This is a genomic window from Micromonospora sp. CPCC 205554, assembly GCF_036902745.1.
GTDB classification, from domain to species: Bacteria; Actinomycetota; Actinomycetes; order Mycobacteriales; family Micromonosporaceae; genus Micromonospora; species Micromonospora tulbaghiae.
On the sequence record NZ_JBAKHP010000010.1, the window covers coordinates 176,531 to 193,639 of the forward strand.

12 protein-coding genes and 2 pseudogenes are annotated in these 17,109 nt (G+C 74.5%); 6 read left to right on the forward strand and 8 right to left on the reverse strand.

Annotation, left to right across the window (positions count from 1 at the left end):
- Nucleotides 1-131 precede the first annotated feature (131 nt).
- From V6U82_RS16445 to V6U82_RS16460, 4 genes are read left to right on the forward strand one after another with little or no spacing between them, the layout of a single operon-like run.
- Entirely contained in the window at nucleotides 132-1,190 is a 1,059-nt protein-coding gene (locus V6U82_RS16445; RefSeq protein WP_334462113.1) for an ABC transporter substrate-binding protein, read from the forward strand.
- On the forward strand, nucleotides 1,187-1,966 hold the full coding sequence (locus V6U82_RS16450) for an ABC transporter ATP-binding protein (protein ID WP_128137311.1): 780 nt from the start codon (nucleotides 1,187-1,189) through the stop codon (nucleotides 1,964-1,966). Before V6U82_RS16445 ends, V6U82_RS16450 begins: the two co-directional genes overlap by 4 nt.
- On the forward strand, nucleotides 1,956-2,840 hold the full coding sequence (locus V6U82_RS16455; protein WP_128137312.1) for an ABC transporter permease: 885 nt from the start codon (nucleotides 1,956-1,958) through the stop codon (nucleotides 2,838-2,840). Before V6U82_RS16450 ends, V6U82_RS16455 begins: the two co-directional genes overlap by 11 nt.
- Nucleotides 2,841-2,844: 4 nt before the next feature.
- Nucleotides 2,845-3,288, forward strand: a complete 444-nt coding sequence (locus tag V6U82_RS16460) for an RrF2 family transcriptional regulator (protein ID WP_128137313.1) — start codon at nucleotides 2,845-2,847, stop codon at nucleotides 3,286-3,288.
- Nucleotides 3,289-3,399: 111 nt separating this feature from the next.
- On the opposite strand, the gene V6U82_RS16465 is transcribed toward V6U82_RS16460, so the two are convergent.
- From V6U82_RS16465 to V6U82_RS16495, 7 genes and pseudogenes are all read right to left on the reverse strand, one after another.
- A complete protein-coding gene (locus tag V6U82_RS16465; protein ID WP_334462116.1) occupies nucleotides 3,400-3,585 on the reverse strand; it encodes a hypothetical protein in 186 nt (61 codons plus the stop codon).
- Between the two features lie 64 nt (nucleotides 3,586-3,649).
- Nucleotides 3,650-4,979, reverse strand: a pseudogene (locus tag V6U82_RS16470) (DEAD/DEAH box helicase); the annotation flags it as partial.
- A 178-nt stretch (nucleotides 4,980-5,157) separates the two neighbouring features.
- Complete coding sequence (gene cspE, locus V6U82_RS16475) at nucleotides 5,158-5,361, reverse strand: transcription antiterminator/RNA stability regulator CspE (protein WP_013288421.1); 204 nt, start codon at nucleotides 5,359-5,361, stop codon at nucleotides 5,158-5,160.
- A 204-nt stretch (nucleotides 5,362-5,565) separates the two neighbouring features.
- Nucleotides 5,566-8,970 carry an ATP-dependent helicase gene (locus V6U82_RS16480; protein WP_334462122.1) on the reverse strand — a complete coding sequence of 1,135 codons (3,405 nt, stop codon included), beginning with the start codon at nucleotides 8,968-8,970 and terminating at the stop codon, nucleotides 5,566-5,568.
- Nucleotides 8,971-9,143: 173 nt separating this feature from the next.
- Nucleotides 9,144-12,773 carry an ATP-dependent helicase gene (locus V6U82_RS16485; RefSeq protein ID WP_334462173.1) on the reverse strand — a complete coding sequence of 1,210 codons (3,630 nt, stop codon included), beginning with the start codon at nucleotides 12,771-12,773 and terminating at the stop codon, nucleotides 9,144-9,146.
- A 361-nt stretch (nucleotides 12,774-13,134) separates the two neighbouring features.
- On the reverse strand, nucleotides 13,135-13,680 hold the full coding sequence (locus tag V6U82_RS16490) for a TIGR00730 family Rossman fold protein (RefSeq protein WP_128138047.1): 546 nt from the start codon (nucleotides 13,678-13,680) through the stop codon (nucleotides 13,135-13,137).
- Between the two features lie 3 nt (nucleotides 13,681-13,683).
- Nucleotides 13,684-14,536: pseudogene (locus tag V6U82_RS16495) on the reverse strand (TIGR00730 family Rossman fold protein); the annotation flags it as partial.
- A gap of 184 nt (nucleotides 14,537-14,720) precedes the next feature.
- On the opposite strand from V6U82_RS16495, the gene V6U82_RS16500 reads away from it, so the two are divergent.
- Entirely contained in the window at nucleotides 14,721-14,882 is a 162-nt protein-coding gene (locus tag V6U82_RS16500) for a hypothetical protein (RefSeq protein ID WP_181726661.1), read from the forward strand.
- Between the two features lie 48 nt (nucleotides 14,883-14,930).
- Here the strand turns inward: V6U82_RS16500 and dapE are convergent, their stop codons facing one another.
- Nucleotides 14,931-16,004, reverse strand: coding sequence for a succinyl-diaminopimelate desuccinylase (gene dapE / locus V6U82_RS16505; protein ID WP_128138048.1), 1,074 nt, complete (start codon nucleotides 16,002-16,004; stop codon nucleotides 14,931-14,933).
- A gap of 103 nt (nucleotides 16,005-16,107) precedes the next feature.
- On the opposite strand from dapE, the gene dapD reads away from it, so the two are divergent.
- Nucleotides 16,108-17,067, forward strand: a complete 960-nt coding sequence (gene dapD, locus V6U82_RS16510; RefSeq protein ID WP_120573234.1) for a 2,3,4,5-tetrahydropyridine-2,6-dicarboxylate N-succinyltransferase — start codon at nucleotides 16,108-16,110, stop codon at nucleotides 17,065-17,067.
- Nucleotides 17,068-17,109: the final 42 nt, after the last annotated feature.

Consider the following 17,109-nt stretch of genomic DNA (forward strand, 5'->3'; position numbering starts at 1 on the left):
CTCGGTACCGGCTCTACCGCCGGTGTGCCATGGCCGAACGGTGGACTGTCGCGGGACGGGTCTTGACGCGGACGGCCGCTTGCCCCACTCTTCCTACCAACTAAATAGGAATACTGCGGATTGGACATTCGATGAGAGGGCTCACCCTGCGCCGCCTGGTCACCCTGGCGACCCTGGCCGCGGTCGGCGCGGCCACGCTCGGCACCGCCGCCTGCGGCGAGGACGGCGACGCCGGCGCCGCGTCCGGCCCGGTGACGCTGCGCCTGGGCTACTTCCCCAACATCACGCACGCCCCGGCCGTGGTCGGCGTGGAGAAGGGGATCTTCGCCGAGAAGCTCGGCAGCGACGTCGAGCTGGACACCAAGACGTTCAACGCCGGCCCGGCCGCCATCGAGGCCGTCTTCTCCGGCGCGCTCGACGCCACGTACATCGGCCCGAACCCGACCGTGAACGCCTTCTCGAAGTCCAAGGGCGAGGCGGTCCGGGTCGTCTCCGGCGCCGCGTCCGGCGGCGTCGCGCTCGTGGTCAAGCCCGGCATCACCTCGGTGGAGCAGCTGCGCGGCAAGAAGATCGCCACCCCGCAGCTCGGCAACACCCAGGACGTGGCGCTGCGCTTCTGGCTCAAGGAGAAGGGCCTGGAGACGACCAAGGAGGGCGGCGGCGACGTCAAGATCGTGCCGCAGGAGAACGCCCAGACGATCGAGACGTTCGGCAGCGGCGCCATCGACGGCGCCTGGGTGCCCGAACCGTTCGTCTCCCGGCTGGTCAACGCCGGCGGCAAGGTGCTCGTCGACGAGCGCGACCTGTGGCCGGACAAGAAGTTCGTCATCACCAACCTGCTGGTCAGCACCAAGTTCCTCAAGGCACACCCGGACGTGGTGAAGAAGCTGGTCGAGGGTCAGGTCGCGGCGAACGAGTTCGTCAACACCAAGCCGGACGAGGCGCAGCAGGCCATCTCCGACCACATCGGCAAGATCACCGGCAAGCCGCTGGACCTCAAGCTGATCAAGCAGGCATGGCCGACGCTGGAGTTCACCAACGACCCGATCCCGTCGTCGCTGAAGACCGGCCTGGACCACGCGGTCGCGGTCGGGCTCACCCAGCCGGTCGACCTGAACGGCCTCTACGACCTGAAGTACCTCAACGAGGTGCTCAAGGCGCAGGGCAAGGCCGAGGTCAGCCAGCCGTGACGTCGACCGGCACGACCCCGCGTAGCGCGACCGGCTCGGTCGCGCTGCGCGGCGTGACCAAGGTGTACGGCCAGGGCGAGCAGGCGGTCCTGGCACTGGACGGGCTGTCGCTGGACGTCGCCCCGGGCGAGTTCGTCTGCATGGTCGGCGCATCCGGCTGCGGCAAGAGCACGCTGCTCAACCTGGTCGCCGGCCTGGACCGGGCCAGCGGCGGCGCGATCGAGCTGGGCGAGGGCGTCAACCCGGGACTGATGTTCCAGGAGCCGGCCCTGTTCCCGTGGCTGACCGTCGAGGGCAACGTCGAGGTGCCGCTGAAGCTGCGCGGACTCCCCCGCGACCAGCGCAAGGAGCGGGTGGCCGAGCTGCTGCGCACGGTCCACCTGTCCGAGTTCGGCCGCAAGCGGCCACACCAGCTCTCCGGCGGCATGCGGCAGCGGGTCGCGCTGGCCCGCACGCTCGCGCTGGAGACGCCGGTGCTGCTGATGGACGAGCCGTTCGGCGCGCTGGACGCGATGACCCGCGACATCCTGCACGACGAGCTGGAGCGGATCTGGACCGAGCGCAAGCTCACCGTCCTGTTCGTCACACACAACGTGCGCGAGGCGGCCCGGCTCGCCGACCGCATCGTGCTGCTCTCCAGCCGGCCCGGCCGGATCATCTACTCCACCGAGGTCGCCGTGCCGCGCCCCCGGCGGATCGACTCGCCGGAGGTCTCGGCCATCGCCGCCGAGGTCACCGACCGGCTGCGCAAGGAGGTGGGCCGGCATGGCCAGTGACACCCTCACCGGGTCGGCGCGAACCGACGCGGAGATCTCCGGCCTCGACGCGCTGGAGATCGCCGGCCGGGAGAAGGGCCCGTCCCGGGTACGCCGCCTGTGGTCGGCCACCTGGCCCAAGTTCGCCGCGCTCGCACTCGCGGTGGCGATCTGGCAGGCGGTGGTCTGGTCCGGGTGGAAGGAGCCGTGGGCGCTGCCCGGCCCGGCAGTGGTCTTCGGCGACCTCGGGGAGTACCTGCTCAGCTCGGCGCTCTGGGAGGGCCTGGCCACCACCGCCCGGCGGGCGGCGGTCGGGTTCGCCGCAGCCGTCGCCGTCGGCCTGCTGCTCGGCCTGGGCGTCGCCCGGGTCAAGGTGCTCCGGGCGGCCCTCGGCTCGATGATCACCGCGTTGCAGACCATGCCGTCGATCGCCTGGTTCCCGCTGGCCATCCTGCTGTTCCAGCTCAGCGAGCAGGCGATCTTCTTCGTGGTGGTGCTCGGGGCCGCGCCGTCGGTGGCGAACGGCGTCATCCACGGCGTGGACTACGTGCCGCCGCTGCTGGTCCGCGCCGGCCGCAACCTCGGCGCGCGCGGGCTCAACCTCTACCGGTACGTGATCGCACCGGCCGCGCTCCCCGCCATCGTGGCCGGGCTCAAGCAGGGCTGGGCGTTCGCCTGGCGCAGCCTGATGGCCGGTGAGCTGCTGGTGGTCATCGCCACCCGCACCTCGATCGGCGCTCAGCTCACGTACGCGCGCGAGCTGAGCGAGGCACCCCGCCTGATGGCCATCATGATCGTCATCCTGGTGGTGGGTCTGCTCGTGGACACCGCGTTCGGGGCCGCCGACAAGGCGATCCGCCGCCGCTGGGGCGTGCTGGACCAGGCCGGCAACTGACGTCGTGTACATCTCCGCGCGCGCCGACTACGCGCTCCGGGCCATGCTCGCCGTCGCCGACGCCGCCGGGACCACCGGCGACCCGGCGGCCGGCGGCGGCGAGCTGGTCAAGGCGGCGAGCCTGGCCGAGAGCCAGGACATCCCGCTCAGCTTCCTCCAGGGGATCCTGCTCGACCTGCGGCGGGCCGGACTGCTGCACAGCCATCGCGGCACCGAGGGCGGGTACGCGCTGACCCGCCCGCCGGACGAGATCAGCGTGGGCGACGTGCTGCGCGCGGTGGGTGGTGCGATCACGAGCGTGCGAGGCATTCCCGCCGACCGGGCCGGCTACCACGGCGTGGCCACCGGCCTGCGGGACGTGTGGCTGGCGGTGGACGGCGCGATCGCCCTGGTCGTGGACCGGACCACGCTCGCCGACCTGCTGAGCGACCGGGCGACGGCACCCTGACGCGCGGGTCCGTGGCCGTCCGGGCCCTGGTTCACCGGCTTTCCGCCCGGCCGCCCGCTGCCCGGCCGGAGAAGGTATGACTCTCGACCGGGCATCACCCCTCCGCGACCGCTACGGGGCGTGCGGGGCGCTCATCCCGGGGGTGAAGCTGCGGGCGGCACCACGGTCCTGCGGGCCGTCGTCGGACGGCTGCCACGGCCCGAACGCGGCCACCGCGGCGAGCGCCAGGCCGGCGCCCGCCACCGCGAGCACCAGCAGCACTTCCCGCACTCCGCCCGATCCGGCGTCCCCCGCCATGGCCGCTCCCTCCGCGTCCGGCCGACCCCCCGACCGGTTCCCGCGCGACAGCATCACCGCCGGGCTCCGGTCGCACAGTCGGGCAGCCGACCGAACATCGACTGATTCCCGACTCAGGACCGAGCGGACGCGGGCTGCGGTCAGCGGCGGCGCGGGCGCCGCCGAGGGCGGGTCGCCGGGGCGGGGTGCGCGGCGGCGGGCGCGGTGATGGTCACCGGGACGCCGGACGGCTCCCGGGCGCCGGTGAGCCGGCTCAGCTCGCCGTCGCCGGGGCGTACCCGCGTGGTCTTCGGGTTGATGCCCGCGGTGCTCATCAGCCGGGCGACGTCGCGACGCTGGTCCGGCAGGACGAGCGTGACCACGGTGCCCGACTCGCCGGCCCGCGCGGTCCGGCCGCCCCGGTGCAGGTAGTCCTTCGCCTCGGTGGGCGGGTCGGCGTTCACGACCAGGTCCAGCCCGTCGACGTGGATGCCCCGGGCCGCCACGTCGGTCGCCACCAGCGCGGTGACCTGGCCGGTGCGGAACTGCTCCAGGATCCGGGTGCGCTGCGGCTGCGACTTGCCGCCGTGCAGCGCAGCCGCGCGTACGCCCTTGGCGAGCAGCTGGCGGGCCACCCGGTCGGCGCGGTGCTTGGTGGCGATGAACACGATGGTGCGGCCCTCGCGGGCGGCGATGTGCGCCAGCGCGGCCGGCTTGTCCTCCGCCTCCAGGTGCAGCACGTGGTGCGTCATCGCGGTGACGGTGGCGGTGCCCGGGTCGACGGAGTGCGTCACCGGGTCGGTCAGGAACCGGCGGACCAGCCGGTCCACGCCCCGGTCCAGGGTGGCCGAGAACAGCATCCGCTGCCCGCCCGGTGCGACCTGCTCCAGCAGCTTCGTCACCTGCGGCAGGAAGCCCATGTCGGCCATCTGGTCGGCCTCGTCCAGCACGGTGATGGCCACCTGGTCGAGCCGGGCGTCGCCCCTGTCGATCAGGTCGTGCAGCCGGCCCGGCGTGGCCACCAGCACCTCGGCGCCGGCGCGCAGCGCGGCCGCCTGGCGGGTCAGCGAGAGCCCGCCGACCACCGTGGCGCAGCGCAGGCCGAGCGTGGCGGCGTACGGGGCGAGCGCGGCGGTCACCTGCGCGGCCAGTTCACGGGTCGGTACGAGCACCAGCGCGAGCGGGCGGCCCGGGCGGGCCCGGCGTCCCGCCGTACGGTGCAGCAGCGGCAGCCCGAACGCGAGTGTCTTGCCGGAGCCGGTACGGCCGCGGCCGAGCACGTCCCGGCCGGCCAGCGAGTCCGGGATCGTGGCCGCCTGGATCGGGAACGGCGCGGAGATGCCCTGCGCGGCCAGCTCGGAGACGAGCGCCGGAGCCAGGCCGGTGGCGGCGAACGTGGGCAGGGTCGTGGTCATGCGGAAAGCCTTCCTCGACGCGGCACGTGTCGAGGAAGGGCGCCGGGCAGCGGCGCGTCACCGGCGTCACCGGTGGTCACAAGCACGAACCGAAAGGGACGGGCCGGCCCGGCAGAGGCGGGCCGGCCCGTGCACCACGCCCGAAGGGGCGCGATGGTGGTGCCGGTTGATCCGAAGATCAGAGCGGGCGGATGTTCTCCGCCTGCGGGCCCTTCTGGCCCTGGGTCACCTCGAACTCGACCCGCTGGTTCTCGTCCAGGCTCCGGTAGCCGGAGGTCTGGATCGCCGAGAAGTGGGCGAAGACGTCGGCGCCGCCGTCGTCCGGGGTGATGAAGCCGAAGCCCTTGTCAGCGTTGAACCACTTGACGGTGCCAATTGCCATGTGTTTCGTCTCCTTGACGGAACGGTCGGCCCGCACGTGTTGCGGGCCGGAGAGGAGCACCCCGCGCGTGGAATACGCGGCGTGCCTGTCGCTGCTGGTCGCCCCGCCCGGAGAACTCCGGACACAACAAAGAGCGCCTGGGGCCACAATCCGCCAGGCGCACACAGAGTCTCTGGAAACCAAAACTGCAACCCGGCCAACGTATCACGGATTCGTGCGCTGCGGGAGATCCCCCGGGATTTCCGGCACGGCGGCCACCAACGCGGTCAGCCCTTCCGCGTCGAGCAGGTCGGCCGGGCGGACGGTCGCGGAGTCCCGCACGTAGTGGAACGCGGCGCCGACCCGGTCCACCGGCACCCCGGCCAGTTCCGCCCAGGCCAGCCGGTAGACCGCCAGCTGGACCGCCGCCGCGTCGGCCTCCCGGCCGGTCGGCTGCCGCCCGGTCTTCCAGTCGACCACGTCGTAGCGCCCGCCCGGGCGGGCGAACACGGCGTCCATCCGCCCCCTGACCACCACCCCGGCGATGACGGTGGCGAACGGCACCTCCACCTCCACCGGCACCCGGTCGGCCCACTCGCTGGCCAGGAAGCGCTCCTGCAACTCGACGAGCGCCTCGTCCGGGGCCGCGTCCTCGTCCGCCGCGCCGGGCAGCTCGTCCACGTCGAGCAGCCGGTCGGCGCCGAAGCGCTGCTCCAGCCAGGCGTGGAATGCGGTGCCGCGCCGGGCGTACGGGTTCGGCTCGGTGGGCATCGGGCGGCGCAGCGTCCGGGCCAGCGCCTCCGGGTCGCGGCGCAACGCCACGAGCTGGGTCACCGAGAGCTGGCCGGGCAACTCGACCTCGACCGCCTCGGCCTGCCGGGCCAGCTCCGCCCGCTCGGCGAGCAGGAGATCGGCCTCGCGCCGCCAGCGGGCCACCTCGGCGTCCTCCGCCGCGCCGGTGGTGGCGAGCACGGCCGCCTCGCGGCGGGCCGTCTCCGGGTCGGCCAGGTGCCGGCGGACCAGCGCCGCCGCCTCGGTCAGGGCGGGCCGGCGGGCGCCGAGGGGGTCGGCCGGCCACTCGGCGCGCAGCACCGTCTCTGTGGTCGGGTTCACCGTGTCGCCGGCCGGCTCGGGAGTCCACGCGTCCACCACGTGCCCGTCCGCACCGGCCAGGCAGGCGTCGTGCACCTCGCGCAGGAACACCGACGGGCCGCGGAACCGTTTGGTCCCCTCCCCCCACCAGTAGCCGGAGCAGAGCAGCAGACGGCGGGGACGGGTCACCGCCACGTACGCCAGCCGGCGCTCCTCCCGCTCGTCGTGCGCCCGCCAGGCGTCGGTGAACCCGGTCAGCGCCCGGGCCACCCCGCGCTGGTCCTCCGCCTCCGGCAGGGCCAGCTCCGGCAGCCCGTCCGCGTCGCCGCGCAACGGGAACGGCAGCACGCCCAGCCCGCCCAGCCAGTGGTCGGAGTTGCGGACCGGCCCCGGCCAGACGCCCCGGGTCATCCCGGCCACCGCCACCACGTCCCACTCCAGGCCCTTCGCGGCGTGCGCGGTGAGCACCTGCACCGCGCCGGCCACCACCTCGACCTCGCCGGGCGCCAGCCCGCGCTCCTCGTCCTCGGCGGCGGCCAGGTAGGCGAGGAAACCGGCCAGCGTGGCGCCGGGCGTCTCGCCGCTGAACCGTGCCGCCACGTCGCCGAGCGCGTCCAGGTGGGCGCGGGCCAGCCCGGCGTCGCCCGCCCCGTCCCGGCCGGCCCGGACCGCCACCTCGACGTCGAGGCCGATGGTCCGCTCGATGTCCGCGATCAGTTCCGGCAGCGACTGGTCCAGCCGGTAGCGCAGCAGCGCCAGCTCCATCCCGTACGAGCGCAGCCGCGCATAGCCCTCGGCCGAGTACGCCTGCGCCGGCCCCAGATCCGCCAGCGCCTCGACGAGCGTGGCCTCGTCCAGCACGTCCACGGTGATCTCCGGGCCCTCGTCGCCGGTCAGCTCCCGGCGGCTGCGGGCGATCGCACGGGCGCGGCGGTGCAGGGCGACCAGGTCACGCGGCCCGATCCGCCAGCGCGCGCCGGTGAGCAGCCGCAGCAGCGCCGCCCCGTCGGTCGGGTCGGCGAGCACGCGCAGCGTGCACACCACGTCCCGTACCTCCGGGGTGTCCAGCAGCCCGCCCAGGCCGACCACGTCGACCGGCAGCCCGCGGGCGCGCAAGGCCGCCTCGATCGCCGGGATCTGGCTGCGCAGCCGCACCAGCACCGCCGTGGTCGGGCGGCGGTCGGCCGGGATGTGCTCGGGCAGCGCGCCGGGCATCCCGGCCGCGCCCCGCCAGGCCGCCAGCACGCTGTCCGCGATCCAGTCGGCCTCGTCGGCGTACGTCTCCAGCAGCGCGCAGTGCACTGTGCCACCCGCCTGCCCGCCCGGCGTGCGGTGCGGGATCGGGTCGCGGACGCTGAGCGCGGCGTGCAGTTCCGGCACCCGCGCGCCGGCCGCCCGCAGCGGCACCGAGAGCGTGTTGGCGACGCCGAGGATCTCCGGCCGGTTGCGCCAGCTCGTGGTCAGGCCGAGCACGTCGGCGGGACTGCCGTCGGTGCGGGCGAACTCGGGCGGGAACCGGTCGAGCGTGCCGGCGCTGGCCCCGCGCCAGCCGTAGATGGACTGGCACGGGTCGCCCACGGCGGTGACCGGGTGGCCGCCGCCGAACAGCGCGTTGAGCAGCACCACCTGGGCGTGGCTGGTGTCCTGGTACTCGTCGAGCAGCACCACCCGGAACCGGTCCCGCTCGATCACGCCGACGCCGGGGTGGTCGCGGGCCACCCGGGCCGCGCGGGCGAGCTGGTCGGCGAAGTCCATCGCCTCGAAGTCGTCCTTGCGCCGGGCGTACGCGCGCACCAGCGGCAGCAGCTTCAGCCGGGTCCGCTGGAGCTGGAGCGCCTTTCGCACGTCGGCGTACACCCGGCCGGGCCGGGACTGCACGTCGGCGAAGAACCGGCCGGTCCAGGCGGCCAGCTCGTCCGGGTCGACCAGGTGCTCGTCCAGCTCACCGGCGAGCGCCAGCACGGCGTCGGTGACGGTCGACGGCATCCGGTCCACCTCGGACATGTCGCCGTCGTAGTTGCGCACCAGCAGGTCGACGAGCTGCCAGCGGGACGCCTCGGTGAGCAGCCGGGTGGTCGGCTCGTACCCGGCGCGCAACCCGTGCTCGGTGACGATCCGCCCGGCGTACGAGTGGTACGTGGACACGGTCGGCTCGCCTGCCAGCGGGTCGTCGTGCGGATCCCGCCCCTGCCGGCCGAGCCGCCGGATGAGCTGGTCGAGGCGGGTCCGGACCCGGTGTGCCAGCTCGCCTGCCGCCTTGCGCGTGAAGGTGAGGCCGAGGATGTGCTCGGGGCGTACGTAGGAGTTGGCGACCAGCCACATCACCCGCGCGGCCATCGTCTCGGTCTTGCCCGAGCCGGCGCCCGCGACCACCAGCAGCGGTTCCACCGGCGCGGCGATGATCGCGGCCTGCTCCCGGGTGGGCGCGGGCAGCCGCAGCAGCCGGGCCAGCTCGACCGGCGTGTAGCGGGGCCCGGCGTCGGCGGTACGCGGCGTGGGCGTGGCGGAGGCGCCGAAAAGCGCCGGCTGAACAGTCATGGTCCGGTCCTCGTTCGCGACTGCGGGGCTCGCAAAACCGGCTCACTCCTCGCGCTCACGGTGCGGTCCTCGTTCGCGACTGCGGGGCTCGCAAGACCGGCTCACTCCTCGCGCTCACGGTGCGGTCCTCGTTCGCGACTGCGGGGCTCGCAAAACCGGCTCACTCCTCGCGCTCACGGCTGATTCTCCGGCGGCGGCTCGACCACCTGGCGACCCTGGCCGGACACCGGGCAGCTGGTGCGTACCGGGCAGACCCGGCACTTGGAGTTGGCCACGGCGGCGAACGTGGAGGCGGCCATCGTGTCCGCGGTACGGCGTACCAGCGCGGTGGCCCACCCCGCTTCCGGCCCCTCCCCGGCCGCGGCCTGGGTCTGCTCCTTGGCGTCCCGCGCGCCGGTGCCGAGCTGCACCAGCGCTGCCCCGCCCGGCTCCTCGCCGAACTCGGCGAACCCGCCCGCCTCCACCGCCGCCTGGTACGCACCGAGCTGCGGATGCTCGGCCACCTCCCGCTCGGTGACCGCCGTCGACTTGCCGGTCTTCAGGTCGATCACCACGAGCCGCCCCTCGTCGTCGACCTCCAGCCGGTCGACCCGCCCGGTCAGCTGGATCGGGCGGGACGGGTCGTCGAGTCGGACCGCGAACTCGTGCTCGATCGCGAGCAGCCGGCGCGGATTGCCGGCCAGCCAGCGCAGCAGCTTGTCCACCATCGCCTCGGCGCGCTGCCGCTCCGGACCGGCCATCCACCGGGCGGCCAGCTCGATCGCGTCGAACCGCGCGGCCACGTACTCCAGCAACGCCTCCCGGTCGACGCTGGCGTCCTCCGCGAGCATCGCGGCGGCGTGCACCAGGTTGCCGACGCCCTGCGCGGCGCTCGCCGGCCCGCTGCCGCCGTGCCGTTCCAGCAGCCAGCGCAGGCTGCACCGCAACGCGCTCTCCATCGCGGACGGGGTGACCCGCACCGGCTCGCCCTCGTCGACCAGCGGCCGGTCGTCGGAGAGGCCGCGCAACCCCCACCAGTCGTCCGGGTGCGCGCCGGGCACCCCGGCGGCGGCCAGCCGCGCCAGCTCACCCGCCGCCGCGTGCCGCCGGGTGATCGGCGTCGCCGGGTCGGTGACGGCGGTACGCAGTTCCGCCACCAGCGCGGACAGGGTGAGCCCACGCGGCGGCAGGGTGACCGGGAGCGCCGCGGGCGGTCCGTCCTGCGGATGCTCGTCCCCGTGCGGCACCGGCCCGTCCGCGGCTCGCCCGCGCGCGGCCGGGCCTGCCGGACCGTTCCCGGCCGGGTCCGGGCCGGGGCCGGTCGGAGCCGGGCCGGTCGGAGCCGGGCCGGTTCCGCCGGTGGCGGGTGGGTCGGCGGCTGCGAGTTCGTGCAGGAAGCGACTCGGCTGCTCCTCGTGGTCGTCCCCGCCGACCGCGGCGGACGCGACAGCGGTGACCAGCAGCCGCCGTCGCGCGCGGCTGATCGCGACGTGGAACAGCCGCCGCTCCTCGTCCAGCAGCGCGGACGTCTGCCCGACCAGGCTGGCCCGCAGCCCGGCGCCGTCGGCGCGACCGGCGAGCACGTCGACGAGCCGCTCCGAACCGAGCAGGCTGCCGCGCAGGCGCAGATCCGGCCAGACGCCCTCCTGCACCCCGGCCACCGCGACCAGATCCCACTCCAGTCCCTTGGCGGCGTGCGCGGTGAGCAGGCGTACCGCGTCGCCCCGGTCGGCGGCGGCGGCGAGCGTGTCGGCGGGCAGCTCCTGCCCGAGGACGTGGTCGAGGAACACCTCGGTACGCGCGCCGGGCAACCGGTCGGTGAACCGGGCCGCCGCGTCGAAGAGGACGAGTACCGCGTCCAGGTCGCGGTCGGCGGCCTCGGCCCGCCAGCGCTGGGCGGTCTCGTGCTCGCCGGTGGCCGCGCGTCCCCGGGTGATCGCACCGGCCCAGCGTTCGGCCAGCCCGCTCTCCCGCCACACCGCCCAGAGCACGTCCTCGACCGTGGCGCCGGGCCGGCCGGCCGTCTCCCGGGCGGTCGCGAGCAGGTGCGCCACGGCCTGCGCGGGCGCGGCCCAGCGACGCTCGATGGTGGCCAGTTCCGCCGGCTCGCGCAGCGCCTCCACCAGCAGCTCCCCGGAGGGACGGCGGTCGCCGCCGGCCAGCGCCAGGGCCCGCAGCCCCTGGCGCAGCCGCCGCTCGGCCAGCGGGTCGGCGCCGCCCAGCGGCGAGTGCAGCAACGCGACCGCCGACTCCTCGTCCAGCCGGTCGGGTTCCAGCGCGCAGCGCAGCAGAAGCAGCAGCGGGGCGACCGCCGGCTGGAGGTGCAGCGGCAGGTCCTCGCCGTGCACGACGGTCGGCACGCCTGCGGTGTGCAGCGCTCGCCGCAGCGACGGCAGTTGCCGGCCGGTGGAGCGGACCAGCACCGCCATCCGGGACCACGGCACGCCGTCGAGCAGGTGCGCCTCGCGCAACGCGTGCGCCAGCCAGGCCGACTCGCTGGTGGCGGACCGGAACGTCCGTACCTCCACCGATCCGGCGGGCGCGCCGGGAAGCGGGCGCAGCCGCCGGTGCGCCGCCGGGCCGCGCAGCCGCCGGGCCAGCCGGGCGGTGGCCGCCAGCAGTTCCGGCCCGGCCCGGTACGAGGTGGTCAGCGTGACCTGCGCGGCCGGGGCACCGGAGGCGGTCCGGAAGCGGTGCGGGAACGTGGTGACGCCCGCCGGGTCGGCGCCGCGGAAGGCGTACGTGGACGAGTCCGGGTCGGCGAACGCCACCAGGGAACGGCCGCCACCGGCCACCACGGCGAGCAGGTCGAGCTGGGCCGGGTCGGTGTCGGCCAGCTCGTCGACGTACACGTGGGCCAGCCGGCGGCGCTCGGCGGCGAGCAGCTCGGGATCGTCGAGCAGCATGCCGGTGGCGGCGCGCACCAGCTCCGCCGGGTCGTACGCGACCGAGCCCCGGTTGCTCACGTCGCGCAGGGCGAGCACGGCGACGTACTCCCGCAGGAAGCGCGCGGCGGCCGGCCAGTCGGCGCGGCCCAGCTTCTCGCCCAGCCGGGCCAGCTCCACCGGGCCGACGCCGCGCTCCGCGGCACGCATCAGCAGGTCGCGGAGCTGCTGGGCGAACGCCCGGGTACGCAGCGCCGGGCGCAGATCCTCCGGCCAGCCGACCGGGTCGTCGCCGGGCTCCTCCCCCACCACGTCGAGCAGCTCACGGATGATCAGATCCTGCTCCGGGCCGGTGAGCAGCCGGGGCGAGGGCTCGCCGCGTTCGGCCGCCGCGCGGCGCAGCAGCCCGAACGCGTACGCCGGGAACGTGCGCACCAGCGGCTCTCGGACCACGCGGTGGCCCTCTCCGGCGATCCGCGCCTCGATCCGGTGGCGCAGCTCGGTGGCCCCGCGCCGGCCGAAGGTGAGCACGAGGATCCGCTCCGGGTCGACACCCTCGGCCACGCGGGCGGCGACCGCCTCGACGAGCGTCGTCGTCTTGCCGGTGCCGGGGCCACCCACCACGAGCATCGGCCCGTCGGTGTGCGCGACCACCTCGGCCTGCACCGGATCGGCCGGGCGCGGAGTGTTCGTGCCCGGCCCGGCCGCGCTCCGCGGCGAGGCGCTCCCGGGTGAAGGCGCGCCGGTCGTCGTCTGCGACAGGGCACTCCCGGGCGGCGTGGCGGACTCCGGGTGCGCGGCATCGCCCGCCGACCCCCCGGATCGCGGCTCCGCCTCGGCCGGCCCGCCGGGCCGACCCACCCCCTGCCCCGCCCCGGCGTCGTGGGTGACCCCCGCCCCCGCGCCGCCGGGCCGGCGCACCAACCGGTACGCCTGCATCACCGACATCCCACCACGCCGGTACGACACCCGGAAACCGGCCGTCGCCCCGCGCGCCGCAGCTCATCCGGGTGACGTGACAACCGCACCTGCTGATTCCAGTCGGCGGATGCGGAGGCGGAGGCGGCGACAAGTCCGGCGCAGCGACGCCCCGTGCCCCGCCACAACCGACCAGCCGAGGCCGGCACCTCCCTCGAACGCGAACCGACGCAGCATCCACCATCCGGGAAAAGCTTCCCGCCCACCGAGATCCGCATAGATCTTGGTGGCAAAGTGCCCCCACAGGGGCCATTTGCTACCAAGATCTCCCGGCGACGCGACGCGACGCGGCGCGGCGCGGGAGGGGGCAGGGCGGGCGGGGTCAGGTCAGGCGGGCGTCGATCAGGTCGAGCGCGGCGGGGACGCTGTCGGCGACCATCAGCAGGTCCAGCGCGGCCGGCTTGAGGAACCGCTGCTCGCCGAGCCCGCGGATCCAGTCGAGCAGCGGCCGGTAGAACCCGTCCACGTCGACGATCACCATCGGCTTGGCGTGCAGGGCCAGGGTGGCGGTGGTCCAGACCTCGAACAGCTCGTCGAGCGTCCCGAGTCCGCCGGGCAGCGCGACGAACGCGTCGGACTTCTCGTCCATCAGCGTCTTGCGGCTGGCCAGGCTGTCGGTGACCAGCAGCTCGTCGGAGTCCAGGTCGGCGACCTCCAGGTCGACCAGGGACTGCGGGATGACGCCGACGGTGCGACCGCCGGCCGCCCGCGCGCCCTGCACCACGGCGCCCATCATCCCGACGCAGCCGCCGCCGCTGACCAGCGTGTGGCCGCGCCGGGCCAACTCCTCACCGGTCTCGGTGGCGAGCGCCAGCCAGCGGGCGTCGAGGGTACGGGAGGACGCGCAGAAGACACAGACGTTGGCCACGGGTCAGCTCCGTCCCGCCGGGCCCTCGGGGGCGGCCTCGGCGGCGGCGCGCTGGTCGGCGGCCACCCGGGCGACCGCCTCCTCGCGGACCGCCTCCTGCTCGGCGGAGAGCACGGCCTCGGCCTCCACGATGTGCCGGACCGCCTCGTTGACGTCGTCGGTGAGACGGATCAGGTCGAGGTCGGCCGGGCCGATCTTGCCCTCGGCGGCCATGGTGCCGCGCAGCCAGTCGAGCAGCCCACGCCAGTAGTCGGTGCCCATGAGCACGACCGGGAAGCGGGTCACCTTGCCGGTCTGCACCAGGGTGAGCGCCTCGAACAGCTCGTCCAGGGTGCCGAAGCCGCCGGGCAGCACCACGAACGCCTGGGCGTACTTGACGAACATGGTCTTGCGGGCGAAGAAGTAGCGGAAGTCGATGGCCAGGTCGACCCAGTCGTTGAGGCCCTGCTCGAACGGCAGCTCGATGCCGAGCCCGACGGAGAGGCCGCCGGCCTCACCGGCGCCCCGGTTGGCGGCCTCCATCACGCCGGGGCCGCCGCCGGTGATCACCGCATAGCCGGCCCGGGCGAGGGCACCACCCAGTTCCTCGGCCATCCGGCACTCCACGCTGTCCGGCTTGCTGCGGGCGGAGCCGAAGACGCTCACCGCCGGGGGCAGGTCGGCGAGGGTGTCGAAGCCCTCGACGAACTCGGAGAGGATGCGCAGCGCGCGCCAGGCGTCCTTGGTCTTCCAGTCGCTGCGTCCCCGGGAGTCGAGCAGCCGCTGATCCGCCGTACTCGTCGGAATCGCCCGGTTGCGCAGCGTCACCGCGCCGCGGTGCCGTTCTCCCTGGCTCCGCTCCCCCCGCCGGCCGTCCCCGGCCGTCATTCCCCTGCTCTCGCCCATGGGGTCACCGTAGTAGAGCGGCTCCGGCCCGGCGCGAAGGCCCGGGAGCCGGAGAAATCTTTGGGATCCGGGCAACTAATTCGGTCGCACGTACGTCTTACTATTCACATACCCGGTATACCCCGGGCGACGCGCCTTCGGGGGAGGAGCCAGCGTTGATCAGTAACAGCGAGATGATCCGGATCCGCCGTCAGATGCAGCGGCGGATCCGTGACGTGGTGGCCGAGCGCCGCCGCGCCCGGATGATGGAGACCCATCGGTCCGACCTGACCGGCGAGACCGGCGAGGCGGACGCACCCCTGACGACGACCGTCTGACGGTCACGGGGCCCGCGAGGCGGGCGCGGGCCCCGTGATCGCGGCGCGTCAGGCCGGGGCCAGCCAGCGGTGCAGCGTCGCCGCGCCGTCCCGGATCTTGGTCAGTTCGACGTGCTCGTCCTTGTGGTGCGCCAGGTTCGGGTCGCCGGGGCCGAAGTTCAGCGCCGGGATGCCCATGGCCGCGAACCGCGCCACGTCCGTCCAGCCCAGCTTGCCGATCGGCGCGGCGCCGACCGCCGCCAGGAACTCCTGCGCCGCCGCGCTCTCCAGTCCGGGCGGCGCACCGGCCGCCGCGTCGGTGACCTCCAGGTCGAAGCCGGCGAAGACCTCGCGCAGGTGCGCCTCGGCGCCGGCCGGGTCGCGGTCCGGGGCGTACCGGTAGTTGATCTCGATCTCGCAGCGGTCGGGGATGACGTTGCCGGCGACCCCGCCGGTGATCCGCACCGCGTTGAGGCCCTCGCGGTAGTCGCAGCCCTCGATCGTCACCCGGCGGGCCTCGTACGTGGTCAGCCGCCGCAGCACCTCGCTCGCGCCGTGGATGGCGTTCACCCCGTGCCAGGAACGCGCCGCGTGGGCCCGCTCGCCGTGCGTGGTCACCACCGCACGCATGGTGCCCTGGCAGCCCGCCTCGACGATCCCGTACGTCGGCTCCAGCAGCACCGCGAAGTCGGCCTCCAGCCACTCCGGGTGGCTCTCCGCGACCAGGGTGAGGCCGTTGTACCTCGACTCGATCTCCTCGGCCTCGTAGAAGAAGTACGTGACGTCGTAACGCGGGTCGGGCAGCGTCACCGCCAGGTGCAGCGCGAAGGCCACCCCGGACTTCATGTCGGACGTGCCGCAGCCGTACATCAGGTCGCCGCGCATGGTCGAGGGGAAGTTGCCGTTGAGCGGGACGGTGTCCAGGTGGCCGGCGAGCACCACGCGCTGCGCCCGGCCCAGGTCGGTACGGGCCATGACGGTGTTCGAGTGCCGGTAGGTGGTCAGGTGCGGCACACCGCGCAGCACCTCCTCGACGCAGTCGGCGATCGCCTTCTCGTTGAGGGACACCGACTCGATGTCGACCAGGGCGCGGGTGAGCGCCACCGGATCGGCCAGGACCTCGGGGGTCAACGGGTTCTGCATGTCTCGCACGGTACCGTCATCCTCGGTGGGCGCGAGGGACACGTGCCGCGTCCCCGGCCGCGAGCAGCGGCGGACGCCGCCGCCGGAGCAGAGAGGTGACACAGTGACGTCCGCACCATCCGCCTGGGGCATCGGCCTGGCCACCGTCACCGCACAGGACCAGGTGCTCGACACCTGGTACCCGACCGGCAAGCTGGGTCTGGGCGAGCTGCCGCTGGTGCCCGGCGAGGACCGGGCCGACGTGCTCGACCTGCCTCCGGGCGCGATCGGCGAGCGGGCGCTGCCCGGGTTGCGCACGGTCGAGGTGACCACTGTGATCGGCTCGCTGGACGACCCGATCAAGGACGCCGCCGACGCGTACCTGCGGTTGCACCTGCTCTCCCACCGCCTGGTGCGGCCCAACGAGCTGAACCTCGACGGCATCTTCGGGAAGCTGGCGAACGTGGCCTGGACGTCGGCCGGGCCGTGCCCGCCGGAGCGCGTGGACGAGCTGCGCGTCATCGAGCGGGCGGCCGGCCGTCACCTGGCCGTCTACGGGGTGGACAAGTTCCCCCGGATGACCGACTACGTGGTGCCGTCGGGGGTGCGGATCGCCGACGCGGACCGGGTCCGGCTCGGTGCGCACCTGGCCGCCGGCACCACCGTGATGCACGAGGGCTTCTGCAACTTCAACGCCGGCACGCTGGGCACCTCGATGGTCGAGGGCCGCATCGTGCAGGGCGTGGTGGTCGGCGACGGCTCCGACGTCGGCGCGGGCGCCTCGATCATGGGCACGCTCTCCGGTGGCGGCACCGACAAGGTGCGCATCGGCGAGCGCAGCCTGGTCGGCGCGAACGCCGGCATCGGCATCTCGCTCGGCGACGACTGCGTGGTGGAGGCCGGCTGCTACGTCACCGCCGGTTCCAAGGTCACGCTGCCGGACGGCCGGGTGGTCAAGGCCCGCGAGCTGTCCGGCGTCGACGGGCTGCTGTTCTGGCGCAACTCGGTGACCGGCGCGCTGGAGGCGAAGCCCCGCACCGGCCAGGGCATCACGCTCAACGCCGCGCTGCACGCCAACGACTGAGCCGTACCCCCGTCCGGGTCCGCGCTCACCGCGCGGACCCGG